28 protein-coding genes are annotated in these 26,005 nt (G+C 70.7%); 23 read left to right on the plus strand and 5 right to left on the minus strand.

Features of this window, described 5'->3' with window-relative positions; translation table 11 throughout:
• The first annotated feature begins 100 nt into the window (after positions 1-100).
• The 9 genes from PV396_RS41175 (at position 101) to PV396_RS41215 (ending at position 7,560) form a co-directional block, all read left to right on the plus strand.
• Positions 101-1,033, plus strand: coding sequence for a hypothetical protein (locus tag PV396_RS41175; protein ID WP_319213493.1), 933 nt, complete (start codon positions 101-103; stop codon positions 1,031-1,033).
• Between the two features lie 43 nt (positions 1,034-1,076).
• Complete coding sequence (locus PV396_RS41180) at positions 1,077-1,604, plus strand: hypothetical protein (RefSeq protein WP_319213464.1); 528 nt, start codon at positions 1,077-1,079, stop codon at positions 1,602-1,604.
• A complete protein-coding gene (locus tag PV396_RS41185) occupies positions 1,601-2,215 on the plus strand; it encodes a hypothetical protein (RefSeq protein WP_319213465.1) in 615 nt (204 codons plus the stop codon). Before PV396_RS41180 ends, PV396_RS41185 begins: the two co-directional genes overlap by 4 nt.
• Before the next feature lie 10 nt (positions 2,216-2,225).
• Positions 2,226-2,597, plus strand: a complete 372-nt coding sequence (locus PV396_RS41190) for a holo-ACP synthase (RefSeq protein WP_319213466.1) — start codon at positions 2,226-2,228, stop codon at positions 2,595-2,597.
• A gap of 63 nt (positions 2,598-2,660) precedes the next feature.
• Complete coding sequence (locus PV396_RS41195) at positions 2,661-4,163, plus strand: NAD(P)H-hydrate dehydratase (protein ID WP_319213467.1); 1,503 nt, start codon at positions 2,661-2,663, stop codon at positions 4,161-4,163.
• Positions 4,156-5,325, plus strand: coding sequence for an alanine racemase (gene alr, locus PV396_RS41200; RefSeq protein ID WP_319213468.1), 1,170 nt, complete (start codon positions 4,156-4,158; stop codon positions 5,323-5,325). The genes PV396_RS41195 and alr overlap by 8 nt, the downstream gene beginning before the upstream one ends.
• A 154-nt stretch (positions 5,326-5,479) precedes the next feature.
• Positions 5,480-6,739 carry an alpha/beta hydrolase gene (locus PV396_RS41205; RefSeq protein WP_319213469.1) on the plus strand — a complete coding sequence of 420 codons (1,260 nt, stop codon included), beginning with the start codon at positions 5,480-5,482 and terminating at the stop codon, positions 6,737-6,739.
• Positions 6,705-7,256, plus strand: a complete 552-nt coding sequence (gene tsaE / locus PV396_RS41210; RefSeq protein WP_319213470.1) for a tRNA (adenosine(37)-N6)-threonylcarbamoyltransferase complex ATPase subunit type 1 TsaE — start codon at positions 6,705-6,707, stop codon at positions 7,254-7,256. Before PV396_RS41205 ends, tsaE begins: the two co-directional genes overlap by 35 nt.
• A gap of 130 nt (positions 7,257-7,386) precedes the next feature.
• A complete protein-coding gene (locus tag PV396_RS41215; RefSeq protein WP_319213471.1) occupies positions 7,387-7,560 on the plus strand; it encodes a hypothetical protein in 174 nt (57 codons plus the stop codon).
• Between the two features lie 26 nt (positions 7,561-7,586).
• Here PV396_RS41215 and PV396_RS41220 read toward each other — a convergent pair whose 3' ends face one another.
• Positions 7,587-8,141: a hypothetical protein gene (locus tag PV396_RS41220; protein WP_319213472.1), complete on the minus strand. Its 555-nt coding sequence runs from the start codon at positions 8,139-8,141 to the stop codon at positions 7,587-7,589.
• Between the two features lie 111 nt (positions 8,142-8,252).
• Between PV396_RS41220 and tsaB the strand changes: the two genes are divergently transcribed.
• The 9 genes from tsaB (at position 8,253) to PV396_RS41265 (ending at position 14,217) form a co-directional block, all read left to right on the plus strand.
• Positions 8,253-8,909, plus strand: a complete 657-nt coding sequence (gene tsaB, locus PV396_RS41225) for a tRNA (adenosine(37)-N6)-threonylcarbamoyltransferase complex dimerization subunit type 1 TsaB (protein ID WP_319213473.1) — start codon at positions 8,253-8,255, stop codon at positions 8,907-8,909.
• Positions 8,910-8,929: 20 nt separating this feature from the next.
• Complete coding sequence (rimI, locus tag PV396_RS41230; protein ID WP_319213494.1) at positions 8,930-9,475, plus strand: ribosomal protein S18-alanine N-acetyltransferase; 546 nt, start codon at positions 8,930-8,932, stop codon at positions 9,473-9,475.
• Complete coding sequence (tsaD, locus tag PV396_RS41235; RefSeq protein ID WP_319213474.1) at positions 9,468-10,556, plus strand: tRNA (adenosine(37)-N6)-threonylcarbamoyltransferase complex transferase subunit TsaD; 1,089 nt, start codon at positions 9,468-9,470, stop codon at positions 10,554-10,556. Before rimI ends, tsaD begins: the two co-directional genes overlap by 8 nt.
• Positions 10,553-10,807 (plus strand): hypothetical protein, encoded by a 255-nt coding sequence (locus PV396_RS41240; protein ID WP_319213475.1) that lies wholly within the window; start codon positions 10,553-10,555, stop codon positions 10,805-10,807. The genes tsaD and PV396_RS41240 overlap by 4 nt, the downstream gene beginning before the upstream one ends.
• The gene (locus tag PV396_RS41245; protein WP_319213476.1) at positions 10,807-11,226 is read left to right on the plus strand and encodes a hypothetical protein; all 420 of its coding nucleotides are present in this window, start codon (positions 10,807-10,809) and stop codon (positions 11,224-11,226) included. The genes PV396_RS41240 and PV396_RS41245 overlap by 1 nt, the downstream gene beginning before the upstream one ends.
• Positions 11,219-11,536, plus strand: coding sequence for a hypothetical protein (locus tag PV396_RS41250; RefSeq protein ID WP_319213477.1), 318 nt, complete (start codon positions 11,219-11,221; stop codon positions 11,534-11,536). The genes PV396_RS41245 and PV396_RS41250 overlap by 8 nt, the downstream gene beginning before the upstream one ends.
• A gap of 160 nt (positions 11,537-11,696) precedes the next feature.
• Complete coding sequence (locus tag PV396_RS41255; RefSeq protein ID WP_319213478.1) at positions 11,697-12,200, plus strand: SigE family RNA polymerase sigma factor; 504 nt, start codon at positions 11,697-11,699, stop codon at positions 12,198-12,200.
• Between the two features lie 26 nt (positions 12,201-12,226).
• Complete coding sequence (locus PV396_RS41260; protein ID WP_319213479.1) at positions 12,227-13,231, plus strand: hypothetical protein; 1,005 nt, start codon at positions 12,227-12,229, stop codon at positions 13,229-13,231.
• The gene (locus PV396_RS41265; protein WP_319213480.1) at positions 13,228-14,217 is read left to right on the plus strand and encodes a DUF3152 domain-containing protein; all 990 of its coding nucleotides are present in this window, start codon (positions 13,228-13,230) and stop codon (positions 14,215-14,217) included. The genes PV396_RS41260 and PV396_RS41265 overlap by 4 nt, the downstream gene beginning before the upstream one ends.
• A gap of 192 nt (positions 14,218-14,409) precedes the next feature.
• Here the strand turns inward: PV396_RS41265 and PV396_RS41270 are convergent, their stop codons facing one another.
• Genes PV396_RS41270 through PV396_RS41285 form a run of 4 tightly spaced genes read right to left on the minus strand, consistent with a single transcriptional unit; the run spans position 14,410 to position 19,924 of the window.
• Positions 14,410-16,722: a glycoside hydrolase family 3 N-terminal domain-containing protein gene (locus tag PV396_RS41270; protein ID WP_319213481.1), complete on the minus strand. Its 2,313-nt coding sequence runs from the start codon at positions 16,720-16,722 to the stop codon at positions 14,410-14,412.
• 40 nt (positions 16,723-16,762) lie between these two features.
• Complete coding sequence (locus PV396_RS41275; protein WP_319213482.1) at positions 16,763-17,671, minus strand: carbohydrate ABC transporter permease; 909 nt, start codon at positions 17,669-17,671, stop codon at positions 16,763-16,765.
• 4 nt (positions 17,672-17,675) lie between these two features.
• Positions 17,676-18,560, minus strand: a complete 885-nt coding sequence (locus PV396_RS41280; RefSeq protein WP_319213495.1) for a sugar ABC transporter permease — start codon at positions 18,558-18,560, stop codon at positions 17,676-17,678.
• Between the two features lie 20 nt (positions 18,561-18,580).
• Positions 18,581-19,924, minus strand: a complete 1,344-nt coding sequence (locus PV396_RS41285) for an ABC transporter substrate-binding protein (protein ID WP_319213483.1) — start codon at positions 19,922-19,924, stop codon at positions 18,581-18,583.
• A gap of 141 nt (positions 19,925-20,065) precedes the next feature.
• Here PV396_RS41285 and PV396_RS41290 point away from each other — a divergent pair, with 141 nt between their 5' ends.
• The 5 genes from PV396_RS41290 to PV396_RS41310 all read left to right on the plus strand — a co-directional run bounded on the left by PV396_RS41290 (position 20,066) and on the right by PV396_RS41310 (position 25,910).
• On the plus strand, positions 20,066-21,121 hold the full coding sequence (locus PV396_RS41290) for a LacI family DNA-binding transcriptional regulator (RefSeq protein WP_319213484.1): 1,056 nt from the start codon (positions 20,066-20,068) through the stop codon (positions 21,119-21,121).
• 373 nt (positions 21,122-21,494) lie between these two features.
• On the plus strand, positions 21,495-22,850 hold the full coding sequence (locus PV396_RS41295) for an endo-1,4-beta-xylanase (protein WP_319213485.1): 1,356 nt from the start codon (positions 21,495-21,497) through the stop codon (positions 22,848-22,850).
• An 82-nt stretch (positions 22,851-22,932) separates the two neighbouring features.
• Positions 22,933-24,018 (plus strand): LCP family protein, encoded by a 1,086-nt coding sequence (locus tag PV396_RS41300; RefSeq protein ID WP_319213486.1) that lies wholly within the window; start codon positions 22,933-22,935, stop codon positions 24,016-24,018.
• A gap of 142 nt (positions 24,019-24,160) precedes the next feature.
• A complete protein-coding gene (locus PV396_RS41305) occupies positions 24,161-24,517 on the plus strand; it encodes a YciI family protein (RefSeq protein WP_319213487.1) in 357 nt (118 codons plus the stop codon).
• Between the two features lie 82 nt (positions 24,518-24,599).
• Positions 24,600-25,910 carry an RNA polymerase sigma factor gene (locus PV396_RS41310; RefSeq protein WP_416071570.1) on the plus strand — a complete coding sequence of 437 codons (1,311 nt, stop codon included), beginning with the start codon at positions 24,600-24,602 and terminating at the stop codon, positions 25,908-25,910.
• Positions 25,911-26,005: the final 95 nt, after the last annotated feature.

Below are 26,005 nucleotides of genomic sequence, written 5' to 3' on the forward strand. Positions count from 1 at the left end.
AGCTGAACGCGACGGCGTGAACGTTTTTCCGAGAACTCGAAAGAGTGAACGCATTGCGAATGGCTCGGAACGCCTTTACCGCTGAACCATGGTTGCGCACATGGTCACTTCAGCTCACGAGGGCTTGCACCGCATCTTTCAGGAGCGGCCCGAGATCCTGGCTCCCGTGTTCGGGGTGCTGGGAGTCCCGTTCTCGGAAAAGGCGACCGTGGACGCCGTCACGACGGATGTGACGGGGGCCCGGCCGCTGGAACGTCGTGTGGACACCGTCCTGCGTATTGGCCCCTCCGACGGAGAGGACTTCCTGCTCGCCATCGAGTCACAGTCGGCCAAGGTCGCGGGCAAGGCGCGGAGCTGGGCTTATTACGTCAGCTACCTCCAGGCGAAGTACGGACTGCCCGTGCTGCTGCTTGTGGTCTGCCAGGACCAAGCCACGGCCAAGTGGGCAGTCGGCCCCTTCGAGTGCGGCACGCGCGGCTGGACAGCTTTGCGCGTGTATCCGCTGGTCGCCGGGCCGGACAACCTGCCGGTGATCACCGATGTCAGGACCGTCGCCAAGAATCTCCCCCTGGCCGTGCTGTCCGCTTTGGCACACGCCCGCAGTTGCGACGGCGACGCCATACTGGAAGCCATTGGGAAGGTCCTTCAGGAACTCTGGGAGACCGAGCCCGACACCGCCGAGTACTTCTTCGACTTTCTGGAAGTCACCCTGGGTAAGACGCCCGCAGGAAAGAAATGGAAGGACATCATGTCGTTCGTCAGCTACTTCCCCGGCCGGGGGACTGTTCGTGAGACGGCCTATCTCGAGGGCGAGGCCAAGGGTGAAGCCAGGGGTGAAGCCAGGGGCAAGGTCGAGGGTGAGGTGAAGGGGATCCTGTTGGTTCTGGAGGTGCGCGGCATCCCCGTATCGGCAGACGTACGTGAGCGCCTCACCACCTGCACCGACCTCGAGCGCGTCGACACCTGGCTGGAACGGTCCCGGACGGTAGAGCGTGCGGAGGATCTGTTCGCCGAGGAATCGGCCTCCGGCTGACCGTCGGGCCGGGATGTCAGTGCCCCCGCCTAGGGTGCTTCCCATGACCGACTGGATACATGATCCGTTTCCGGGCCATGACGTGAATGTCGTCTTCGCCCGGCGTATGCCCCTCGCTGTGCTTGTCGAGGCGTTGGGTGCCCTCGACCGCGAACCCCTCGCGTGCGGCGAAGGGGACGGGTGGGTGTGGGCGGTGCACGACATGCACAACTGGGAGATCGAGGACTACGACTCCGTTCGCTACGGCGATCTGTGTCCGCGGGGTGTGGAGATCGTCGTGTTCGTGGTCGATCCGTGCAGTGCGAAGGGGTTCGCGCCCGAGTTCACGTACCACCGGGACGGCCGGTTCGTCCTCGGGTTCAGTTTTGAGAGCATCGGACAGCGGGTCGGCGACAATCCCGACTATCTGTCCGAGGAACTTCTCGCCGCGAACCTCATCGGTCCCGGCGCGCGGTTCGAGGGGCGGGACGATCACGAGCGTCTCGTGCGGGCCATCTCCGATTACTTCGAACTGCCGTCCCTGTCCGTGGCCTCCCTGGCAGCCGCGTCGAGCGGGGTGGTGGGAGAGTGACGGTGACCTGGCTCGCCCCCAACACGTTCGTCACCTTCTGCAAGGGCATGGCCATGGACGTCGTGGTCAACATATTTGAGGAAGCGGGACGTCCTCTCCGCGCCGTCGGGGAGGACGGCGGCTGGGTGTGGGTGGTGCAGGACGCCTATATCGGCCCGGGCCCGGGTGTGAGGGAGAGTGGGCAGACCGGGTGGGATCTGGCCCGCAGCATCACCGCTGTCATGGGTCGTCACCATCATGCGCAGCGGGCCGGTGATCCGGAGCGCGTGGAGACCGTGTTCCTCGCCTCCACGCCCGCGTGCGCCTGCCCGCACGGGCAGAACTACATGATCCCGCACTGCGCCGAGCACCCCTTCCAGTTCGTGTACAGCCGTGGCGGGTTCGAGAGGACCCTGTTCAACCTCGGTGCGCGACGCGAGTCGCGGCGCTCCGGCGGGCTGGCCGACCTGCTCGTACGGGAGTTGCTGGCCGCCGGGATCGTAGGCCGGGACACGCCCAGGTACGACTCCGAGCCCGGCTTCAACGCCGACGGCGCCCACACCGTACGGATCATCGCCGACCACTTCGCGCTGCCCTCGCCGCCCCTCGAACCGGGGCAGCGCTCACCATAGGGTGCTCGGTATGAGCATCATCGGGGTCGGTATCGACGTGGCGGAGATCGAACGGTTCGCGGCGTCCCTGGAGCGGACGCCCGGCCTGGTCCAACGGCTGTTTCTGGAGAGCGAGTTGCTCCTCCCCAGCGGTGAGCGGCGCGGTGTCGCCTCGCTCGCCGCCCGGTTCGCCGCGAAGGAGGCCCTCGCCAAGGCGCTGGGCGCGCCGGCCGGTCTGCTCTGGACTGACGCGGAGGTCTGCGTCGAGGACAGCGGGCGGCCCTGGCTGCGGGTGACGGGGACGGTGGCGGCGCGCGCCGCCGAACTCGGGGTGCGGTCATGGCATCTGTCGCTCAGCCATGACGCGGGCGTCGCTTCGGCCGTGGTGGTGGCCGAGGGATGAGGTCCCCGGGGCGGGGAGGCGGCTCGCCGGGCCCGTCGGCCACGTGTGCGGGAGACTCGGTGTATGCGAACTGCGTACGGCGTGGAGACGGTACGGGCGGCCGAGCGTGAGCTGATGGCGCGGTTGCCGGAGGGTGCGCTCATGCAGCGCGCGGCGGCCGGACTTGCCGTCGCCTGCGGCCAGTTGATGGGGCGGGTGTACGGCAGCCGGGTCGTCCTGCTCGTCGGCAGCGGAGACAACGGGGGCGACGCCCTGTACGCCGGTGCCCGGCTCGCCCGGCGCGGAGCGGGCGTCACGGCGGTGCTGCTCGCGCCGGAGCGCACGCACGCCGGGGGGCTGGCGGCGCTGCGGGCGGCGGGCGGGACGGCCGTCTCCGCGGCGGGTGGCGCCGAGGGGGTGATCAGCCGCGCCGATCTCGTCGTCGACGGCATCGTCGGGATCGGGGGGCGGGGCGGGCTGCGCGGCGATGCCGTGCCGTTGGCGGAGGCGGTGCGGGGGGCGCGGGCCGCCGTGGTCGCCGTCGATCTGCCCAGCGGGGTCGACGCCGACAGCGGTGAGGTGTCGGGGGCGGCGATCCGGGCCGACCTGACCGTCACCTTCGGGACCCACAAGCCGGGGCTTCTCATCGATCCCGCGCGCGAGTACGCCGGGACCGTGCGCCTCGTCGACATCGGACTCGGGGAGGTACTTCCCGCCCGCCCCGAGCTGGAGGCGCTGCAACACGCGGACGTCGCCCGGCTGTTGCCGGTGCCCGGCGTCGAGAGCGACAAGTACCGGCGTGGCGTCGTCGGGATCGCGGCGGGTTCGGCCCGGTATCCCGGGGCCGCCGTGCTCGCCGTCGCCGGGGCGCTGCGGGGCGGCGCCGGAGCCGTGCGGTACGTGGGTCCGGCGGCGGACGCGGTCATCGCCCGCTTTCCCGAGACGCTCGTGTCCGACCAGGGGCCGCACAAGGCGGGACGGGTGCAGGCGTGGGTCGTGGGGCCCGGGGCCGGGGACGACGCCGGCACGGTCGCCGAGGTGCTGGAGGCGGACGTACCCGTACTGATCGACGCGGACGGGCTGCGGCTGGCGGACCGGGACGCGGTCCGGGGACGTACCGCGCCCACGCTGATGACCCCGCACGCCGGGGAGGCCGCCGCGCTGCTCGGCATCAGCCGCTCGGAGGTCGAGGGCGCGCGGCTGTCGGCCGTACGGGAACTCGCCGGCCGCTATGGCGCGACCGTCCTGCTCAAGGGCTCGACCACGTTGGTCGCGGACCCGGCGGGAGGCGCCGTGCGGGTGAACGCGACCGGTACGGGATGGCTCGCCACCGCCGGCAGCGGGGACGTGCTGTCGGGGCTCAGCGGGTCGTTGCTGGCGGCGGGGCTGTCGGCGTTGGACGCGGGGAGTGTGGGCGCGTATCTGCACGGGCTGGCGGGGAGGTTGGCCGCGGAGGGGGCGCCGGTGGGGGCGCAGGACGTGGCGGAGGGGGTCGGGAGGGCCTGGCGGGATGTACGGGTGGCTGAACGCCGGGTTCCGGGCCGGAGGTGTGAGGTGGCTCTGAGACACTGGGGGCGCCATGAGTGAGACTGCACCCCCGACCGCCGGCGCCCTGCGTGCCCGCGCCGAGATCGATCTGGACGCCCTGCGGGCCAACGTACGGGCGTTGCATGCCCGTGCGCGCGGTGCGGCCCTGATGGCCGTCGTCAAGTCCGACGCGTACGGCCACGGTGCGCTCCGGTGTGCTCGGGCGGCTGTCGAAGCAGGTGCCGACTGGCTCGGTACCGCCACGCCCGAGGAGGCGCTCGCCCTGCGGCGGCCGGACTCCGGGATTCCTCGCCATGTCCGGGTCATGTGCTGGCTGTGGACGCCCGGCGGGCCCTGGCAGGAGGCCGTCGAGGCCGACATCGACGTGTCGGTGGGCGGGATGTGGGCCCTGCGGGCGGTCGTCGAGGCGGCTGCCGCCGCGCGGCGGCCCGCGCGCGTCCAGCTCAAGGCCGACACCGGGCTCGGGCGCGGCGGCTGCCAGCCGGGGGACGACTGGTGCGCGCTCGTCGCCGCCGCGCTGCGCGCCGAGCACGACGGGCTGATCCGGGTGACCGGGCTGTGGTCCCACCTCGCCTGCGCCGACGAGCCCGAGCATCCGTCCATCGACGCCCAGCTCACCCGCTTCCACGAGATGATCGCGTACGCCGAGCGGCACGGACTGCGGCCCGAGGTGCGGCATCTCGCGAACTCGCCCGCCGTGCTCAGCCGCCCGGACACGCACTTCGACCTCGTACGGACCGGGGTGGCCGTCTACGGCATCTCGCCCAGCCCCGAGATCGGCACCTCCGCAGACCTCGGCCTGCGCCCCGTGATGACGCTGGCCGCCTCCCTCGCGCTGGTCAAGCACGTACCCGGCGGGCACGGTGTCAGTTACGGGCACCACTACGTCACCCCCGGCGACACCACCCTCGGCCTCGTCCCCGTCGGCTACGCGGACGGCATCCCGCGTCATGCCTCCGGCACCGGTCCCGTACTGATCGGCGGCAAGTGGCGGACCGTGGCCGGGCGGGTCGCCATGGACCAGTTCGTCGTCGATCTGGGGGGCGACGAGCCCCCGGAAGGCGCTGAGGTCCTGCTCTTCGGGCCCGGCGACCGAGGAGAGCCCACCGCCGAGGACTGGGCGCAGGCGGCCGGGACGATCGCGTATGAAATCGTCACCCGCATCGGAACCCGGGTGCCCCGCGTCTACGTGAATGAGTAACAAGTGGGGTAATCGCACGGGGAACTCGTAGAAACGGGCCCAGCGGCACCAGCGGCACGAGTAACCCCGACATTTCGGCAACTCCGGTAACCCGGGTAACCCCGATAACCCCGGCAAGTCTTTCCACAGCAGTGATTTAAGCGAGGAGCGGTACGTGAGCGAGAGCAGTGCGGAGGTCGTCGCGAGCGCCGCCACGGCGGCCGTGGCCTCCGCCGCGGAGGTGACGGCGGGAGGCTGGCGCCGGGCGACCGGTATCGCCGGCGTCGCCATAGGCGTGGTGGCCGCCGGTGCCGCCGCGGGTGTCGCCGTCGAGCGGCTCACCGTCGGGCGCGGCATGCGCCAGAAGGCGCGGCTCGCCCTCGACTCGGCGGGCCCGTACGGCTCCCTGCGCGGCACCCCGGGCAAGGCGTACGCCGACGACGGCACCGAGCTGTACTACGAGGTCGACGACGTCGACCCGGAGGCCGCGCCCGCCCTCACCCCGCGTCGGCGGCGGCTCTTCGGTCGCAAGGCCCCGGCGCCCGTCACCGTCGTCTTCAGCCACGGCTACTGCCTCAGCCAGGACTCCTGGCACTTCCAGCGGGCCGCCCTGCGCGGTGTCGTACGCAGCGTGTACTGGGACCAGCGCAGCCACGGGCGGTCCGGGCGCGGAGTGGCCCAGCACGACGACGGTGTGGCCGTCTCCATCGACCAGCTCGGCCAGGACCTGAAGGCCGTCCTCGACGCCGCCGTGCCCGAGGGGCCGATCGTGCTCGTCGGGCACTCCATGGGCGGGATGACGGTCATGGCGTTCGCCGACCAGTACCCGGACGTCGTGCGGGAGCGGGTCGTGGGCGTCGCTTTCGTCGGTACGTCGTCCGGGCGGCTCGGCGAGGTCAACTTCGGGCTGCCGGTCGCGGGCGTGAACGCCGTCCGGCGGGTGCTGCCGGGCGTGCTGAAGGCGCTGGGGCAGCAGGCCGAGTGGGTCGAGCGGGGGCGGCGGGCCACCGCCGATCTCTTCGCCGGGATCATCAAGCGGTACTCGTTCTCCTCGCGGGACGTCGATCCCGCCGTCGCCCGGTTCGCGGAGCGGATGATCGAGGGCACACCCATCGACGTCGTCGCCGAGTTCTATCCGGCGTTCACCGACCACGAGAAGACCGAGGCACTCGGCCACTTCAAGGAGCTGCCCGTGCTGGTGCTGGCCGGGGTCGGTGACCTCGTCACGCCCAGTGAGCACAGCGAGGTCATCGCCGACCTGCTGCCGGACGCCGAACTGGTGCTCGTGCCGGACGCCGGGCACCTGGTGATGCTGGAGCACCCGGAGGCGGTCACCGACCGGCTCGCCGACCTGCTCACCCGTGCGGGCGCGGTGCCGGCAGGGGCTACCGTTTCCGGTTATGGAAGCACCAGGGGCAGCGCACAACCCGGCTGAGTCGGCCACGGGCCACACAGACACCGCGAGCGGCCGGTCGGGCACGGCCCGGATCGTCGTCGGCTCTCCCGACGAGATGCGGGACCTCGGCCGGCGGCTCGCCAAGCTGCTGCGGGCCGGCGATCTCGTCATGCTCACCGGTGAGCTGGGCGCGGGCAAGACGACGCTGACGCGCGGACTCGGCGAGGGGCTCGGTGTCCGGGGGGCCGTCACCTCGCCCACCTTCGTGATCGCCCGTGTCCACCCCTCCCTGGTCGACGGGCCGCCGCTGGTCCACGTCGACGCGTACCGGCTGGGCGGCGGTCTCGACGACATGGAGGACCTCGACCTCGACGTCTCGCTGCCCGAGTCCGTCATCGTCGTGGAGTGGGGCGAGGGCAAGGTCGAGGAGCTGACCGACGACCGGCTCCATCTCCTCATCCACCGGGCCGTCGGGGACACCACCGACGAGGTACGGCACATCACCCTCACGGGGGTGGGGGAGCGGTGGGCGGCGGTTGACCTCGGCGCGGTGTGAACGTTTGCGTGAATGTTCCGACAATCGGTCGGCAAGATGTTGCGTCGGGCGTCGCATGCGTGGTCACATGGTATCCAGTTCGTGGTTAGGTTTACCTAACCAAGCCCGCCCCCGAACTTCAGGAGGCGCCATGTCGGCTGCGGAGTACACGAGCGCGAACACGACCAAATCCGAGCCGGGGCCTTACGTGGTCCCCGGTGTCTCCATGCGTGATCTGCTGGCCGCGGGCGCCGCCGCCCGCGCGATCTCGACGCCTCCGCGCCCGCCCGAGGCGCCCCTCAGAGAGCAGCCGAAAGCCGCGTAGAGCCGCGTAGGGCCTGTCGTCAGGGCCTAGCGGATCACGACGACCTTCTCGCCGGTCATCGCGAACTCCCACATCGCCCGCCCGTCCGGCCGCGTCTCCCGGATGCCGCCGGTGCGCACCTCCGGGTCGGCCTGCGGGGCCGAGCCGTCCACCGCCGCGCTGAAGCCGATGGCCACACCCTCCACGCCCGTGAACCGCACGACGTGCTCGATCGGGATGCCGTCCGTGCCCGTGATCGAGATGGAGCGGGACGTGACCAGATAGCTGCCCGGCGCCGGATCGACCGTGCCCGGCGTGACGCCGAACGAGCGGCGCGCCCTGTTGTCCGCGCCGACCAGCCACACCCGGTCGTCCTCCAGCGAGTACACGACCCGCCTGCCGGCGCCCGAGCCGGCCGGCAGCGCGTTCGGGTGCCGGATGTCCCGGGGGACCCTCGAGGTGGTCACCGGCGTCGAGGAGGACAGGCGCTCGGTACCCGGGCGCTGCGGGACGTTCGCCGAGGCCTGATAGGCGAGGTAGCCGATCCCGGCGAGAGCCGCCGCGGTGAGCCCGGCCACGAATCCCGAGCTGCTCCTGGTCACCAGCGCCCCACCTCTTCGTCTCGTACGTCCCGTTTTGTGGCGACGGTAGCAGCAGCCGTACCGCTGACCTGTGCGGCCGTACGGGGGGCGCGGGCGCCGTAGGCTGTTCGCGTGCTCTTGCTCGCTCTGGATACCGCCACCCCGGCCGTCACGGTCGCCCTGCACGACGGGACGGCCGTCGTCGCCGCGTCGAGCCAGGTCGACGCCCGCCGGCACGGGGAACTGCTGCTGCCCGCCGTCGACCGGATCCTCGCCGAGGCGGGCACGGGCCTCGACGCCGTCACCGGCGTCGTCGTCGGCATCGGCCCCGGCCCCTACACCGGGCTGCGCGTCGGCCTGATGACCGCCGACACCTTCGGACTCGCGCTCGGCGTCCCCGTACACGGCGTCTGCACGCTGGACGGCCTCGCGTACGCCGCCGACGTCCCGGAGGGCCCCTTCGTCGTGGCGACCGACGCCCGCCGCAAGGAGGTCTACTGGGCGCGCTACAGCGACTCCCGTACGAGGGTGAGCGAGCCGTCCGTCGACCGGCCGGCGGACATCGCCGAGCAGGTCGCGGGCCTGCCGGCCGTCGGCGCGGGTGCCCTGCTCTACCCGGACGCCTTCCCGAGCGCGCACGCGCCCGAGCACGTCTCCGCGGCGGCCCTCGCCTCCCTGGCCGCCGAACGGCTGGCGGCGGGAATCGAACTCCCGGCCCCCCGGCCGCTCTACCTGCGCCGTCCCGACGCCCAGGTCCCCAAGAACTACAAGGTGGTCACCCCCAAGTGACGACTGCCGTGCTGCGCGAGATGCGCTGGTGGGACATCGAGCCCGTGCTGGAGCTGGAGAAGGACCTCTTCCCCGAGGACGCCTGGTCGCGGGGCATGTTCTGGTCGGACCTGGCCCATGCGCGCGGGCCGCAGGCGACCCGGCGGTACTACGTCGCCGAGGAAGAGAGCGCTGAGGCGGGCAGGCGGATCATCGGGTACGGGGGGCTCGCCGCCGCCGGGGACGTGGCCGACGTACAGACGATCGCCGTCGCCCGCGAGCACTGGGGGACCGGCCTCGGTGCCGTGCTGCTGACCGAGCTGCTGCGGGCCGCGACCGCGTTCGAGTGCGCCGAGGTGATGCTCGAGTGCCGGGTGGACAACGTGCGCGCGCAGAAGCTGTACGAGAGGTTCGGCTTCGAGCCCATCGGGTTCCGGCGCGGCTACTACCAGCCGGGGAACGTGGACGCCCTGGTGATGCGGCTGCGCGACCCGGCGGCGTCGCTGCCGGCGCGGGAGACCGACGTGCCGGAGCCCGACGACGCACACGAAATCAACGACGTACAAGGAACCGAGAGCAATGGCTGACTCCAAGGACGTGCCGCTCGTCCTCGGCATCGAGACCTCCTGCGACGAGACGGGCGTCGGGATCGTCCGGGGGACGACGCTGCTCGCGGACGCCATCGCGTCCAGCGTCGACGAGCACGCCCGGTTCGGGGGTGTCGTGCCCGAGGTCGCCTCGCGCGCGCACCTCGAGGCCATGGTGCCGACCATCGAGCGGGCGCTGAAGGAGGCCGGCGTCAGCGCGAAGGACCTCGACGGCATCGCCGTCACCGCAGGTCCCGGGCTCGCGGGCGCCCTGCTGGTCGGGGTCTCGGCGGCGAAGGCGTACGCCTACGCCCTCGGCAAGCCGCTGTACGGCGTGAACCATCTCGCCTCGCACATCTGCGTCGACCAGCTGGAGCACGGGCCGCTGCCCGAGCCGACGATGGCCCTGCTGGTCTCCGGCGGGCACTCCTCGCTGCTGCTCTCCTCGGACATCACCTCCGACGTACGGCCCATGGGCGCGACCATCGACGACGCGGCGGGCGAGGCCTTCGACAAGATCGCGCGCGTGCTGAACCTGGGCTTCCCCGGCGGTCCGGTCATCGACCGGTACGCGCGCGAGGGCGACCCGAAGGCCATCGCGTTCCCGCGCGGGCTGACCGGGCCGCGCGACCCGGCGTACGACTTCTCCTTCTCCGGGCTCAAGACGGCCGTGGCCCGCTGGATCGAGGCGAAGCGGGCGGCGGGGGAGGAGGTGCCGGTGCGTGATGTCTCGGCGTCCTTCCAGGAGGCGGTCGTCGACGTGCTCACCCGGAAGGCGGTGCGGGCCTGCAAGGACGAGGGCGTCGACCACCTGATGATCGGCGGGGGCGTGGCCGCGAACTCGCGGCTGCGGGCACTCGCCCAGGAGCGCTGCGAGGCGGCCGGTATCCGACTCCGGGTGCCCCGGCCCAAGTTGTGCACGGACAACGGCGCGATGGTGGCGGCGCTGGGCGCGGAGATGGTCGCGCGGGGCAGGCCCGCCTCCGACTGGGGCCTGTCGGCCGACTCCTCGCTGCCGGTGACCGACCCGCACGTGCCCGGCCATTCACATGCGGTGAGTGAGGGGAACCTGTACACGTGACCGTCGCGTTGATGTGGGAGGCCCGGGCCGCCGAGGGACGCGCCGACGAACTCCTCGCCTGGGCACGGGCGCAGGCACTGCCGGCGCCACCGGTGCGCCGGGAGACGCTCCGGGCTCCGGGGGACCGGGTCCTCGTCATCACGTGGTGGGACGCGGAGTTCGACGCCGACCTGCCCGAACTGCCGGAGCCGGACGCGGGGTTGGTGGCGCGGGCGGTGCATCGGTGGCGGTTTGAGGTGGTGGGTGAGTGATGTCCCCCTATCCGGACTCCCTGCGCGGGCGCCTCGTCCACGCCCGCCCGACCAACCCCTGGACGCTCCTGTGGGCACGGCTCGCCCTCTGGACGGCCTTGTCGGCCCTGGCGGGACTCACCCCTGTCGCCTTTCCCGACGCACCCGCCTGGATCTGGCCGCTCACCCTGGTGGCCTGTCTCCTCATGGCGGGGCGGACGGCCGGGGTCATGTGGACGAAGAAGGGCGCGGCCCCGCCGCGCCGTGACCGAGTCGTTCTGGTGCTGGTCCTGGTCGTCTTCGGTGCGCTCTCGGCCTGGCTGCTGCCGGACGACTGGCGGCTGGCCTCCCTGCCCGTGGCTCTGATCTGCGCGACCATCGCTCAGCGGTATGTGGCTGGTCGGCGCGGAGAAGAAACGTCACCTCACGGCCATGAGTGACACGAACGAACCGTCCTGGTACGGGGTCCGGTGCGTTTTCCGCCATCTGCCTCTGGGGGTGTACGAGGAGAGGGTGACCCTGTGGGTGGCCCGTTCCCTGGACGAGGCGATCGCCCGTGGCGAGGCGGAGGCAGCCGCGTACTGCGAGGGCCTGGAGGGAGTCGAGTACACGGACTTCGCCGAGGCGTACGCGATGTTCGACTCCCCGGAAGAGGGCGCCGAGGTGTTCTCCCTGATGCGGGAGAGCGGGCTCCCACCGGACGCCTATGTGCGCAGGTTCCTCTCGACGGGGGACGAACGTACTGGCTGAGCAGGCGGCCGAAAAAATGTTCGCAGATCCCTTCAACCTTTCCGCCCCGAACGCGCTCAAGAACAGGTGAGACAGAGACCTGTGAGGCGTGTGAGGGGCGTGATGCGTATGAGACACGTGGCAGCAACGGCCATACGCACAACGGGGAGAGGGAGGGTGGATGTCGGCGACGGTCCGGCAGCGGGACTTCGAGGAGTACGCGAGGGCGGGGCGGCAACGCCTGTACCGGACGGCGTATCTGCTCAGCGGCGACCGCGAGCACGCCCGTGACCTGGTCCAGTCCACGCTGGCCCGTCTCTTCCAGCACTGGGCCCGCGCGAGCCGCGCCGAACACCTCGACGCCTACGCCCGTACCGTCCTGACCCGGCTGTTCCTGCACGAGCGCCGGCGCCGGCTGCGCGACCTGCTCGCCCATGCCCGCCCCGACCCCGCGCCCGCCGTGTCCAGACCCGAGCTGCGCGTCACCCTCATGGCAGCGCTCGCCGAACTCCCGCCCCGCGCAAGGGCGATGGTCGTCCTGCGCTACTGGGAGGACCTGAGCGTCGCGGAGGTCGCCGAGCAGCTGCGGTGCAGCGAGTCCACGGTCAAGAGCCAGTGTTCCCGCTCCCTGACCCGGCTGCGCGCGGTCCTGGGCGAGGCCCATGTGTACACCGCCGAGTACTGAACCGCCCAGCGCTGAGAGGAACCTCCGTGTACGACACGCCACCCGGCCGCCCGCACGGGCCCGCGCCGGACGCCGGACCCGATGACGAACTCGTCGGGGAGCTGAGAGATCTGATGGAGCAGGCCGCCGCCGGTCTCCCCATGCTGCCCGATCTGACGGACGAGGCGGTACGCATCGGTGGGCGCCGCCGGGTCCGGGCGCGGGCCGCCGTCGCCGGCGCGGTGTTGGGGGTCCTCGCGATCGGGGGTGTCGGCTCGGCCGTGCTCGGCGGTCTGGGCAACCACGCGTCCGCGCCGGTCATCCCGGCGGTCGCACCGCCCGCCGTCCCCTCCACGACGCCTTCGCCGGCGGCCACGACAGCGCCGGTGCCCGTGGCCACAGAACCAGCGCAGGCCGCCCAGCGGGCACGCACGGCCAAGGTGCTGACCCGGGCGCTGGGCGACCTGATCGGGACCGTCTCCGTGGACGACGCGGGCCGCTTCGCGGGCCGGATCGACGGACACACCTTCCCCGTGAGCTTGCAGGTCGTGCTCGGGGCGACCCCCCTGGCCGATTGCCCGAACCCGTCCGAGAAGGCCATGACCTGCCATACGGCGTGGCTGCCCGACCGGACCGAGGCGCGGGTCGTCGTGGCGGGCGGTGCCCTGTTGGGCGGCCAGTCCCTCAGCGTCAGCTACCGCTACGCGGAGAGCACCGTGAAGCTGACCGTCGACCCGGACCGCTCCCTCGGGCTCTCCCCTCCCGTGACCCCCGACCAGTTGGTGGAGGCGGCGGGCTCCTCGGCCGTCCTGGCCGAGGTGGTGACCGAGATGAAGGAACAGGTGTTGGCCGACGCGGACCACCAGCCGACCAACCCGGAGAGCGCGGCATCCCTCGCCCCGCCCGCCACGACGCAGCCCACGCCGCAGGCCTCCGTCCCCCAGACCTCCGACGACGAGCCGTCCGACGCCCAGAGGGCGGCGGTCGAGCCTTCCTCGGTGAGCGACCCGGACAGCACCGACAGCAACAGCACGACAGGCGGTTCGCAATGAGTGAGCAACGACGTGCCGCGAACGTGACGCGCCGCACGGCCGCGTTACGGCGGCGGCGCAAGCAGCGAAAACGGCTCGGGGCGATCGGCGCCACCGTCTGCCTCGCCGCGCTCGGTACGGCAGTCGTGCCGATGCTGCTGCCCCGGCTGCTGCCCGACAACGTGTCGCGGGGGTCGCAGGGCCGTTCCACTGAGGCGGTCCGGACGCCGACCAATCCCTCTCCGGACGCGGGGACGGACGGTACGGGCCCCCTCCCCGACGATTCCACGCCCGCCGGTTCCACCGACCCCTCCGGGTCAGCCGCGTCCCCGAAGGCGCCCAAGACCCCCAAGGCCCCCACGACGCCCAAGTCGCCGTCAGCCAGCGGTACTTCCGGGTCGGGCAAGGGTGCGGGGAGCGGCTCGGGAAAGGGGTCCTCGCAGCCCACCGTCCCCGCCTCCGGCCCCGGCACCTTCGCCACGGCCCCGCTCACCGTCACCGGTCCCGCCTCGGGAACCCCTTTCCGCGTCCAGGTCGAGGACGGCGCGGGCGTCGACCCGGCGGACGCGGCCCGGCAGATCGGCGCCATCCTGGGTGACCGGCGTGGCTGGGGCCGGGCAGGCGCCACCTTCCGCCAAGTCACCGGCCCCGAAGCAGAGTTGACGTTCAAGATCGCCACCGCGACCACCACGGACAGGCTGTGCAACGTGCAGCAGGCGGACCACATCGGCGAGGTCAACTGCCGCACAGGCGAGTCCGTGGTGATCAACCTCAAGCGCTGGCAGCTCGGTTCCCCCGAGTTCGACGGGCCGCCGGTCGAGTACCGCGCCCTGATCGTCAACCACGAGGTCGGCCACTATCTGGGCCGAGGGCATCTGACCTGCCCGGGGCCGGGTCTCCCCGCGCCCGCGATGATGCAGCAGATCGACGGCCTCAAGGGCTGTGTGTCCAACGCCTGGCCGTACGACACGCAGGGCCGCTACCTGGACGGCCCCGCCGTGCCGTAACAGAGGGGACAGGCGGTAGGGCCTGTCGTCAAATTCCCGCCTGCCTCGCGACGCCATGCACGCCCTCTCGCCGCACCGGACACAGACCCACGTACAACCAGTACGAGGGCCTGCGTCCGGCACGCCGAGAGCACGCACCTGCCGCCGCGAGGCCCGCACTTCGGGCGGACGACGGGAATTTGACGACAGGCCCTACGGCCCGACCTCCGTCTCGCACCGCAGCCGCCGGTCCGTCCCCAACTCCCTCACCTCGCCCACGATCCGCACCCGAGCCGTATGCCGTACGTCAGCGCTGGACGCACCCAACCGCAGCTCCAGCACCCCGGGTTCGACGATCCTGCGCCCCTCGCGGTCCGTGAACGCCGACAGCTCCGCGTGGAACCGGAACGTCACCCGACGTGCCGTACCCGGCGCCAACTCCAGCCGCTGGTAACCGATCAGGCGCACGTCCGGCCGGGTCACCGATGCCACCGGGTCGTGCAGATACAGCTGCACGACCTCCGCTCCGGCCCGCTCGCCGGTGTTGCGAACGGTCACCGACACGTCGTACGACCCGTCCGTCCCGATCTCCGCCGCCTCGCCCCCCTCGCCCGCGAAGTCCTCCCAGGCGAAAGAGGTGTACGACAGCCCGTGCCCGAACGGGTACAGCGGTGTCGGGTCCAGGCTGCTCACCCCGCCCGCGAGACCCAGCGGCGGCTGGAGGTACGTCCACGGCTGGCCCCCGCGCTCCCTCGGCACACTCACCGGCAGCCGCCCCGACGGCGTGACCCGGCCCGACAGCACGCCCGCCACCGCGGGCCCGCCCTCCTCCCCGGGGAAGAACGCCTGCACCACCGCCGCCAGCCGACCGTGCCAGCGGCCCAGCGCGTACGGCCGGCCGGTGAGCAGCACCAGCACCACCGGGACGCCCGTCGACACCAGCGCGTCCAGCAACTCGGCCTGTACGCCCGGCAGTTGCAGCTCCGCCACATCGCAGCCCTCGCCCGACGTGCCCCCGCCGAACAGGCCGGCCCGGTCGCCCAGTACCGCCACGCACACATCCGCCTCGGCGGTCCGTGCCACCGCCTCCTCGAAGCCCTCGGTGCCCGGCTCCGAGGTGTCGCAGCCCTGCGCGAACGTCACCTTGGCGTCCGGGAGTTCGGCACGCAGCGAGTCCAGGAGCGTGGGGATCTCCACACCGGCCGGGATCTCCGGATGGCTGGGCAGGACATGCGAGGGGAAGGAGTAGCAGCCCAGCATCGCCAGTGCGTCCGTCGCCCGTGGCCCGACCACCGCGATCCGGGTGTCCGGGGCCAGCGGGAGCAGCCCGTCCGGGTTGTCCAGCAGCACCACCGACTCCTCGGCCAGTCGCCGGGCCAGCGCCCTGTTCCCGGCCGAGTCCAGGTCGATCGGCCCACCGTCCGGCTCCGGCCGCCAGTCCTCGTCCAGGAGGCCCAGCTCACACTTCTGCGTCAGGACGCGGTGCGCCGCCCGGTCCACCAGCGACTCCGGTACGTCCCCCGCCCGTACCGCCGCCACCAGCGCGTCGCCGTAGCTGCGGATCGACGGCAGCTCGACATCGATGCCGGCCGCCAGGGCGACCTGGGCCGCCTCGGCCGGCGTACCGGCCACCCGGTGCAGGGACTCCAGGAAGCCGATGCCGAAGTAGTCCGACACGACCGTGCCCGTGAACCCCCAGTCCTCGCGCAGGAGTTGTGTGAGCAGACGCGCGTCGGCCGAGGCCGGTACACCGTCCGTCTCGTTGTAGGCGGCCATCACCGAGCGCGCCCCGCCCTCGCGCAACGCCATCTCGAACGGGGGAAGGGTCACATCCGCGAACTCCCGTACGCCCGCCCGCACCGGCGCCAGATTGCGGGCGCCCGCAGAGGACGCGTACCCCGCGAAGTGCTTCAGCGTGGCGACGATCCCGGCCGACTCCAGGCCCCGCACATACGCCGACCCGATCGTCCCCACCAGATACGGGTCCTCACCGATCGTCTCCTCCACCCGGCCCCAGCGCGCATCCCGTACGACGTCCAGGACCGGGGCGAGGCCCTGGTGCACGCCGACCGAGGCGAGGTCGTGGCCGATGCGGGCCGCCATCTCCTCGACCAGCTCGGGGTGGAAGGTGGCGCCCCAGGCCAGCGGGACCGGGTACGCCGTCGCGCGCCAGGCGGTGAAGCCCGCGAGGCACTCCTCGTGGGCGAGCGCCGGGATGCCGAAGCGGCCCGCGTCGGCGATGCGACGCTGGGCGCGGGCCAGCGCCTGCGCGCCCAGCGTCGGGTCCACGGGGGCCGTACCGAAGGGGCGGGTGAGCTGGCCCAGACCTCGGGTGATCAGCTCGTCCCACTCGTAGTCGGCGGTCATGTCGTGCTGGTGCGGGGCGACGTCGCGTCCGTCCGCCGAGGCGCCCACCCACACGCCGTACAACTGGGCCGTCTTCTCCTCCAGGGTCATCCGGGAGAGCAGGTCGGCGACGCGGGCGTCGGCGGACAGGGCGCGGTCACGCCAGGGAGCCGTGGTCATGAAACTCCTGTCAGGGAAGGGGGGTTCACCGGCCGCCGGGTCACTTGCCGCCCACGCCCATCAGACCGCCGACCAGTGCGCGCCGGGCCACCAGATAGACGGCGAAGATCGGGACGCCGGAGAGGACGACCGACGCGAGCAGGGCGGGGATGTTCACGCCGAACTGGCTCACGAAGTTGAAGAGGCCGAGGGTGAGGACGCGGGGTTCGTCGGACTGGGTGAAGATCAGGGGGAAGAGGAAGCCGTTCCAGGCCTGCAGGGACGCGTAGATCACGACGGTGCTGATGCCGCCCTTGGCCAAGGGGATGGTCAGCTGGAACAGCATGCGCAGCGGGGAGGCGCCGTCGAGGGCCATCGCCTCGTACAGGTCCTCCGAGATGTCCCGCAGGGTGCCGGTGAGGACCAGCACCGAGACCGGCATCGCGAACGCCGCCGTCGGCAGGATCACCGCCAACAGGCTGTCGTACAGGTCGAGTTTGGCGATCAGCAGATAGAGAGGGACCACCACCGCCTGTGCGGGGATGGCGACCCCGAGCAGGAACAGCCGGAAGGCCGCCCCCGACCACCGGGTGCGGGTGCGCACGGCCACGTACGCCAGCGGAACACACAGCCCGAGGACGATGGCGACGACCGTGACGGCGACGATCACCGTGTTGCTCAGCAGATGCCAGAAGCCCGAGTGGAGGACGGTGTTGTAGTTGTCGAGGGTCGGATCGGTGGGCGGTTTCAGGGGGTTGCCGGTGAGGGCCTGGTCGGGGCCGGTGAGCGAGGCGGAGACCATGGCGTAGATCGGGACGAGGACGATCACCAGCCAGACGATCGAACCGAGGCCCGCGAGCGGGTTGGCGCGCTTCGTCCAGTGCTTGCGACGCCGTCCGTCGGGCCGCCGCCCCGGCTGCTCCGGACGCTTCTCGGCGGTCGTGGGGCGGGGAAGCGTGTCGTTCGACACTCCGTCACATCCCTTCACGCGTACTGCGCATGCCGCCGAAACCGGTCAGTCGTACGAGGATCAGGGACAGGCCCGTGGCGGCCAGGACGAGCGCGGACGCGATGGCGCTCGCATAGCCGAAGTCGTACGTCTTGAAGCCCGCTTCGTACATCAGGTACGGGAGGATCGCCGTGTCCGTGCCCGGGCCGCCCTTGGTCAGGATCAGGACCGTCTCGAAGTAGGTGAGTGAGCCGACGACGATCAGCACGGTCGACGTGGTGATGGTGTGCCGTAGTTGCGGCAGCGTGATCGAGAAGAACTGGCGGTAGCGGCCCGCGCCGTCGATCGCCGCCGCCTGGTAGAGGACCGTGGGGATCTGGCGGGCGCCGCCCTGGTAGATCAGCGTGTGGAACGGGATGAACTGCCAGCCGCCGACGAACACGATCGCGAGGAACGCGCCGCTGGACGAGCCCAGCGTGTCCTTCTGGATGATGCCGAAGTTCGGGTCGAGCAGGGCGTAGAACAGCACCGAGATGGCGGTCGACGAGAGCAGGAACGGCACGAAGAAGATCGCCGAGAGGACGGCCCGGTTGCGCTGCGGGCCTGCCGCCCACACCCCGAGCAGCAGCGCCACCACCGTCTGGAAGATCCAACTGGCCACCGTCAGCAGGACAGTGATCCCCAACGACTGCGTCAGCCGGGGATCGTCCAGCAGCTTCTGCCAGTTGGCGAAGCCCACCGGTTTCGGGTCGCCGAGGCCGTCCCACTTGGTGAAGGAGAGATAGAAGGCCAGGGCCATCGGGACGACCGCGAAGAAGGTGAAGAAGAGCACCGCGGGGAGCGCCCAGACGGCGCTGGGCCGCCCGGCCCGCACCTTGCCGCTCCCGGCGGATCGTGCGGCGGACGCCACGGCCGTCTTGTCCGCGACGCTCACTTCAGCCCCTTGCAGGCCGACACGAACTCACTGGGCGACGACTTGCCGGTGAAGAGCTTGCCGATCTCCGTGTGCATCTTTGTGCCCAGCTCGTCGCCGAGCGCCTGGTCCCAGGAGAGGGTGAACGCCGGCGCCTGCTGGACCATGTCGTACTGGAACTTGGCGTACTCGGGGTTCGGCGCGGAGGACAGCAGCGCGGCGGCGTTCGAGGTCGTCGGGACGTCGCCGAGGGCGATCAGGTCCTTCGCGTAGGCCTCGGACGCGCAGTCCTTGAGGAACGCGATCGCCGCGTCCCTGTTCTGCGTACGGGGGTTGATCGACCAGTAGTTGGTGGGGTTGCCCACGACGTTGCGGACGTCCCCGGAACCGTCCTCGATCTTCGGGAAGGCCGCCCAGCCCAGACTCGACTTGGCGAAGTCGGGGAACTTGCCGAGCTGCGTCGAGTACTCCCACGAGCCCATCAGATGCATCGCCGCCTTGCCCTTGGCGAACACCGCGGGGGCACCGCCGTTGACGTACGACACCGAGGTGAACTTGGAGCCGAAGGCGCCGTCGTCGACAAGCCCCTTCACCATCTCGGCGGCCTTCAGGACCGCAGGGTCACCCCAGCCCTCCGCGTCGCCGTCCTGGATCCGCCGGAAGACCTCGGGGCCGCCGATACGGTCCACCAGGTACTCCAGCCACATCAGTTCGGGCCAGACGTCGGAGCCGCCGAGGGCGAACGGGGTGATGTTCGCCTTCTTCAGCTTGGTGTTGATGTCGAGCAACTGGTCCCAGGTCGTGGGCGGTTGGAGCTTCTGCTCGGCGAAGACGGTCTTGTTGTAGAAGAGGATCACCGGCTGCATACCGCGCATCGGTATGCCGTAGTGCCGCCCCTTGAGGTCACCGGCGGCGAGTACAGAGGGCAGGAAGCCGTTCTTCAGCACGGGGTCGTTCTCGATCACATCGGTCAGGTCGACGATCTTGTCCGCCTCCTGATACGCCTTGATGGAGCCGCCACCCCAGTTGAAGAAGACGTCCGGGGCGCTGGGCGACCCCATCGCCGTACGCAGCTTGGGCAGGTAGTCCGAGCCCGGAATCTTCTCCAGCTTGATCTTGCCCTTGGCCGTCTTCGACGCCGACGAGGCGTTGAACCGCTTGACGGCTGCGACCTGCACCTTCACGGCGTCGTCCCCGTACACGAACGCGGTGATCGTGTCCCCGCCGCTGCCCGAACCCTCACCGGAGCCGCAGGCGCTGAGGCCGGTGGTGAGCAGGGCGGAGGCACCGGCGCCGAGCACCCAGCGCCTGCTGAACGCCGTACCGGTGGACCCTGTGGACCGGCCTCTGTTCGACTCCATGACTGCACCTCTCGCGAATCTTCTGAACGAAACCGGAACGAGTCTCTGCGCGAATCTTTCGGGTGGTACGTCGAATGTTCCGGAAATTTATGAGGGGACGAGGTCTTCGTCAAGAGGTCACGCAGGGATACGATCGCCGCCATGAGACCTCCGAAACCCGCTGAAACGCAGACGACACCGCAGTCCACGCAGACCGCGACGCTCGCCGAGATCGCCCGCGAGGCAGGCGTATCGGCTCCGACTGTTTCGAAGGTGCTCAACGGCCGCGCCGATGTCGCACCCGCGACCCGCACTCGTGTCGAAGACCTGCTCCGGGCCTACGGCTACCGCCGCCGCCGAGCCGAGGCGACCCGCTCTCCGCTGATCGACCTGGTCTTCCACGAGCTGGAGAGCGCGTGGGCGATGGAGGTCATCCGGGGTGTGGAGAACGCGGCGCGGGAGGAGGGGCTGAGCGTCGTCCTCTCCGAGAGCGCGGGCCGTCTGACCCCGGGCCGCACCTGGGCCGACCAGGTCGCGGCGCGCCGCCCGCACGGGGTGATCCTCGTTCTGTCCGGCCTCGACGAGTCCCAGCGGGCGCTGCTGACCAGCCGTTCCATCCCGTTCGTGGTGATGGACCCGGCGGGCGACCCCGGCGACGACGTGCCCTCGGTGGGTGCGACCAACTGGCAGGGCGGCCTGGCCGCCACCCGCCACCTCGTCGAACTGGGCCACACCCGCATCGCGTCGATCAGCGGCCCCTCCCGGATGATGTGCAGCCGCGCCCGCGTGGACGGTTACCGCGCGGCCCTGGAAACGGCGGGCCTCCCCGTGGACCCGGCCCTCCTCAAGGTCGGCGACTTCCACCACGAGACGGGCTACCGGGCCGGCCTCGAACTCCTTCGCACCCCGAACCGCCCGACCGCGGTCTTCGCAGGCAACGACCTCCAGGCCCTCGGCCTGTACGAGGCCGCCCGCGAACTCGGCCTGCGCATCCCGGAGGACCTGAGCGTCGTCGGCTTCGACGACCTCCCGATCGCCCGCCTGGTGGGCCCCCCACTGACAACGATCCGCCAGCCCCTGATGGAAATGGCGGAAACAGCAGCCAAGCTGGTCCTGGACCTGGGCCGAGAAGACGGCACCTCAGGCGCAACAAGGGTAGAACTGGCCACAACCCTGGTAGTAAGAAACAGCACAGCAACACCACCATCGGCCCCCTAAGCAGGGGCGCGCCGAACTACGCGAACAACCACAACTCCAGGGCCGCGGGGAACTGCGCAAACCCCCCAACGCCCCCGCACGAGCCCACGGTCCCGATCCCCCCTCAGGGGCGCGGGGAACTGCGCGAACAACCACAACGCACCCGCACCAACCCACCGGCCTGATAGGGGCGCGGGGAACTGCGCGAAAACCACAACGCACCCGCACGTCCCCACGGTCCCGATCCCCCTCAGGGGCGCGGGGAACTGCGCGAACAACCACAACGCACCCGCACCAACCCACCGGCCCAACCATATTGACGAGCCCCAAAACTCCCCCCACACTGCACCGAAGTCAATCGGTCAACCAGCCGAAACTTTCGGAGGCACCCCCAATGACCCCCTCCAGAACCCCCCACCGCTTACTCCCCCTCCTCCTCGCAGCCACCGCAACCGCCACCACCCTCCTCCTCACCGGCACCGGAACAGCCACCGCCGCAGACCCCCCACTACGCGACCTCGCCACCACCAAGGGCAAAGTCATAGGCACAGCAGTAACCGGCAACAAACTCACCGGCACCTACGGCGACCTCGCCGGCACCCAGTTCAACTCCCTCACCCCCGGCAACGCCATGAAGTGGGAGTCCGTGGAGCCCACCCGCGGCACCTACAACTGGACCGAGGCCGACCAGATAGTCAACTTCGCCCAGGCCCACAACCAACAGGTCCGCGGCCACACCCTGGTCTGGCACAGCCAAAACCCGGGCTGGCTGACGAACGGCACCTGGACCCCGACCCAGCTGACCGGCATCCTCCAGGACCACATCACCACCGAAGTCACGCGCTACAAGGGCAAGTTGGCCGCCTGGGACGTGGTGAACGAGCCCTTCAACGAGGACGGCACCTACCGCTCGACCATCTGGTCGAACAACCTCGGCACCGACTACATCGCCCAGGCCCTGACCTGGGCCCGGGCGGCCGACCCGACGACGAAGCTCTACATCAACGACTACAACGTGGAGGGCGTCAACGCGAAGAGCACGGCCCTCTACAACCTGGTCAAGTCCCTGAAGGAGCGCGGGATTCCGATCGACGGAGTCGGCCTGCAGGCGCACCTGATCCTCGGCCAGTACCCGTCGAGCCTCCAGCAGAACATCCAGCGGTTCGCCGATCTGGGCGTGGACGTGGCGATCACGGAACTGGACATCCGTATGCAACTGCCCGCCACGGACGCCAAGTTGACCCAGCAGGCGGCCGACTACAAGGCCGTCATGGGCGCCTGCGTGGCCGTGACCAGGTGCGTCGGCGTGACGGTCTGGGGGTTCACCGACTCCGACTCGTGGATCCCGGACGTGTTCGACGGATACGGCGCGGCAACCCCGTACACCGAGAACTTCTCCCCGAAACCGGCGTACTACGCGATCGCCCAGGCGTTCGGCGGCACCCCGTCGACGGAGGGCTGCACGGCGTCGTACAGCGTTCCGAGTCAGTGGAACACCGGGTTCACCGGGCAGGTGACCATCACCTGCTCCGCGGGCCGCTCGCTGTCGTCGTGGAAGGTGAGCTGGACGTACGGCGCGGGGCAGCAGGTCACGCAGGCCTGGAACGCCAACTGCACCCAGGCCGGGGCAGCCGTGACCTGCGTGAACGCCTCGTACAACGGGACGGTCCCGAGCGGCGGTTCGGTGAGCTTCGGCTTCAACGGGACCTGGAGCGGCAGCAACCCCGTACCGACGGTCACCCTGGGCTGATCCCGGCGAGAAGTGTGAGATTTTCCGAAGAATGCCACTCATGCGCCCCCGCGCGTAATAATTCGGACGTACGTTCCTCTGTGTGACGGGAGACGAGGAACAGACGTCGGATGACGACGGGGGCGCGGGAAGACAAGTGGGCCGGAAGGTGGGCCGACGGTCGTCACGCTGGTTGAAGGCCGTCGGTTTCACCCTGGCAGGCACCCTGGTGCTCGCAGCCATGGGCGCCGGATACGCGTACTGGCATCTGAACCACAACATCAAGAGCGTCGACATCGACAGCGCGCTCGGCGACAACCGCCCGCCGAAGACACAGGCGTTGCCGACGGCAGGCCCGTCCGCCTCGGCGACCCCGCTGCCGAGCGAGGCGCTGAACATCCTGGTCCTGGGGTCGGACTCACGCAGCGGCAAGCGCAACCAGGCACTCGGCGGCGGCAGCAGCGAGGGCGCGCGGTCCGACACGGCGATGGTCGTCCACCTCGACGCGGGCCGCACCAAGGCGACGATCGTGAGCATCCCGCGCGACACACTGGTCACGCGCCCGTCCTGCCCTCTGTCGGACGGGGGTTCGACGGCCGAGGTCTCCGGGGTCATGTTCAACACGGCGTACTCGGTCGGCGGCCCGGTCTGCGCGGTCAAGACGGTGGAGTCGATGACGAACGTCCGGATGGACCACTACCTGGAGATCGACTTCGCCGGCTTCGCGGACCTGGTGGACGCGCTCGGCGGCGTGACGGTCACCACGGACGAGGACATCCACGACGACGACAGCCACCTCGACCTCAAAGCGGGCGAGCACCACCTCGACGGCACCAAGGCCCTCGCCCTGGCACGCACCCGGCACGGCATCGGAGACGGCAGCGACCTGGGCCGAATAGGCCTCCAGCAGAAACTGGTCAAGGCCCTCCTCCGGCAGATCTCCTCCACGAACCTCCTGACCAGCCCGGCCAAGCTGTACAGGGTCGCCGACGTGGCCACGGCCAGCCTGACCACGGACACCGGCCTCAACTCGCTCAGCAAACTGATGAGCCTGGGCCAGAGCCTGCAGGGCCTGTCGGCGGACGAGCTGACGACGGTGACGATGCCGGTGGTGACGGCGGCGTCGGACGCCAACCGGGTGGTCGCCGAGGAACCGGAGGCGGCGGAACTGTGGGCGACCTTGCACTGAGACAGCGCCTCTGAGCTGCGGAAACAACCCCAGGGAAAAATTCCCGAAGAAACTTCCGCAGCCGTGTCGATCCAGGCCCTCCCCGTTCGACGCACAGGTGAGAGCCCGGAAGAGGTCCGGGCCCCGCCCAAGGAGGAACCCCATGCCCCGCTACCTCTCCCTTGTGCAGATCGACGAAGCGACCGCCCCCGCCGAGGGCCCGAGCCCCGAGCTGATGCAGCGCATGGGCGAGCTGATCGAGGAGATCACCAAGGCAGGCGTGATGCTCGACACCGCCGGCCTCACCCCCACCGCGCAGGGCACCCGTGTGCACTGGCAGGACGGCAAGATCTCGGTCACCGACGGCCCCTTCACCGAGTCCAAGGAGGTCGTCGGCGGTTACGCCATCATGCAGTGCAAGGACAAGGCCGAGGCCCTGGAGTGGACCAAGCGCTTCCTGAAGGTCCACGAGGAGCACTGGACGGTCACCTGCGAGGTGCGCGAGATCGCGGAGGGCTGAGCGAAGGGCCGAGCGAAGTGCCGAGCGGCTGAGCGAAGGGCTTCCTTGGCCGATCGCCGCTGACGGTGTCTGATGGTGGGCTGTGACCCAGCAGCCCACCTCCGGCACCGCGACCTCCGGCACCGCGACCTCCGACACCGCTACCGAACAGTCCGTCGAAACGGTCTTCCGCCTGGAGTCCCCCCGCATCATCGCGGCCGTCACCCGCACCGTCCGGGACATAGGCATCGCCGAGGAACTGGCCCAGGACGCCCTGGTCGCCGCCCTCGAACAGTGGCCCCGCGACGGCGTCCCCGACAACCCGGGCGCCTGGCTCATGGCGACCGCCAGGCACCGCGCCGTCGACCTGGTCCGTCGCCGTGAGACGTACGCCCGCAAGCTGGCGGAGATCGGCCGCAGCCTGGAGACGACCACCCCGCCCGTCGAACCGTCCGCCCCCGACGACATCGACGACGACCTGCTCCGCCTGGTCTTCACCGCCTGCCACCCGGTGCTGTCCGCCGAGGCCCGAATCGCCCTCACGCTCCGCCTCCTCGGCGGCCTCACCACCCCCGAGATCGCCCGCGCCTTCCTGGTACCCGAGGCGACGGTCGCCCAGCGCATCGTCCGGGCCAAACGCACACTCGCGACGAGGAACGTCGCCTTCGAGGTCCCCTACGGTCCCGAGCGCGAGGCCCGCCTCGGCTCGGTCCTGGAGGTCATCTACCTGATCTTCAACGAGGGGTACGCGGCCACAGCCGGCGACGACCTGCTGCGCCCCGCCCTCTGCGAGGACGCCCTGCGGCTGGCCCGCGTGCTGTCGGGCCTGATGCCCAAGGAGCCCGAAGTGCACGCGCTGACAGCCCTGTTGGAGCTCCAGGCGTCCCGTACGGCGGCCCGCACAGGTCCGTCGGGCGAGCCGGTGCTGCTGAAGGACCAGAACCGCGCCCGCTGGAACCGCATGCTGATCGCCCGAGGCTTCACAGCCCTGGCCCGAGCGGAGGCGGCGGGCGCCACGACAACAACGTCAGGCCCGGGCCCGTACGCCCTCCAGGCCGCCATCGCCGCCTGCCACGCCCACGCCCACTCCTACGACGCCACGGACTGGCCCCGAATCGCCGCCCTGTACACGGCTCTCGCCACGCGATCCCCGTCCCCGGTAGTGGAGTTGAACCGAGCGGTGGCCATCTCGATGTCCGAGGGCCCGGCCCGGGCCCTGGAGATCATCGACACCCTGACAACCGAACCGGCCCTACAGGACTACCACTTGCTCCCCAGCGTCAGAGCAGACCTCCTCCTACGCCTGGGCCGCACGCCAGAAGCAAGAACGGAATTCCTCAGAGCAGCAGCCCTGACCCAGAACGAAAGCGAACGCCACCTACTGCTCACCCGGGCGCGGGAGTGCGCTCCCTAGTAGTGCTTGGTCAGGTTCGTATGTGTGTGGGTATGTCGCGGTGGCAGGTGGGGCAGGCGCCGGCCCAGAGGGCGAGGAGTGTCTGTAGCTCGCGG

The organism is Streptomyces sp. ME02-8801-2C (genome assembly GCF_033793965.1).
Taxonomy (GTDB): Bacteria; Actinomycetota; Actinomycetes; order Streptomycetales; family Streptomycetaceae; genus Streptomyces.

What these genes read in the sequence shown, in the direction of transcription:
- PV396_RS41175 (WP_319213493.1), top strand. Translation starts at nt 101, where the DNA reads ATGGTCACTTCAGCTCACGAGGGCTTGCACCGCATCTTTCAGGAGCGG.
- PV396_RS41180 (WP_319213464.1), top strand. Translation starts at nt 1,077, where the DNA reads ATGACCGACTGGATACATGATCCGTTTCCGGGCCATGACGTGAATGTC.
- PV396_RS41190 (WP_319213466.1), top strand. Translation starts at nt 2,226, where the DNA reads ATGAGCATCATCGGGGTCGGTATCGACGTGGCGGAGATCGAACGGTTC.
- PV396_RS41195 (WP_319213467.1), top strand. Translation starts at nt 2,661, where the DNA reads ATGCGAACTGCGTACGGCGTGGAGACGGTACGGGCGGCCGAGCGTGAG.
- alr (WP_319213468.1), top strand. Translation starts at nt 4,156, where the DNA reads ATGAGTGAGACTGCACCCCCGACCGCCGGCGCCCTGCGTGCCCGCGCC.
- tsaE (WP_319213470.1), top strand. Translation starts at nt 6,705, where the DNA reads ATGGAAGCACCAGGGGCAGCGCACAACCCGGCTGAGTCGGCCACGGGC.
- PV396_RS41215 (WP_319213471.1), top strand. Translation starts at nt 7,387, where the DNA reads ATGTCGGCTGCGGAGTACACGAGCGCGAACACGACCAAATCCGAGCCG.
- rimI (WP_319213494.1), top strand. Translation starts at nt 8,930, where the DNA reads ATGCGCTGGTGGGACATCGAGCCCGTGCTGGAGCTGGAGAAGGACCTC.
- tsaD (WP_319213474.1), top strand. Translation starts at nt 9,468, where the DNA reads ATGGCTGACTCCAAGGACGTGCCGCTCGTCCTCGGCATCGAGACCTCC.
- PV396_RS41245 (WP_319213476.1), top strand. Translation starts at nt 10,807, where the DNA reads ATGTCCCCCTATCCGGACTCCCTGCGCGGGCGCCTCGTCCACGCCCGC.
- PV396_RS41250 (WP_319213477.1), top strand. Translation starts at nt 11,219, where the DNA reads ATGAGTGACACGAACGAACCGTCCTGGTACGGGGTCCGGTGCGTTTTC.
- PV396_RS41255 (WP_319213478.1), top strand. Translation starts at nt 11,697, where the DNA reads ATGTCGGCGACGGTCCGGCAGCGGGACTTCGAGGAGTACGCGAGGGCG.
- PV396_RS41265 (WP_319213480.1), top strand. Translation starts at nt 13,228, where the DNA reads ATGAGTGAGCAACGACGTGCCGCGAACGTGACGCGCCGCACGGCCGCG.
- PV396_RS41270 (WP_319213481.1), bottom strand. Translation starts at nt 16,722, where the DNA reads ATGACCACGGCTCCCTGGCGTGACCGCGCCCTGTCCGCCGACGCCCGC.
- PV396_RS41285 (WP_319213483.1), bottom strand. Translation starts at nt 19,924, where the DNA reads ATGGAGTCGAACAGAGGCCGGTCCACAGGGTCCACCGGTACGGCGTTC.
- PV396_RS41290 (WP_319213484.1), top strand. Translation starts at nt 20,066, where the DNA reads ATGAGACCTCCGAAACCCGCTGAAACGCAGACGACACCGCAGTCCACG.
- PV396_RS41295 (WP_319213485.1), top strand. Translation starts at nt 21,495, where the DNA reads ATGACCCCCTCCAGAACCCCCCACCGCTTACTCCCCCTCCTCCTCGCA.
- PV396_RS41305 (WP_319213487.1), top strand. Translation starts at nt 24,161, where the DNA reads ATGCCCCGCTACCTCTCCCTTGTGCAGATCGACGAAGCGACCGCCCCC.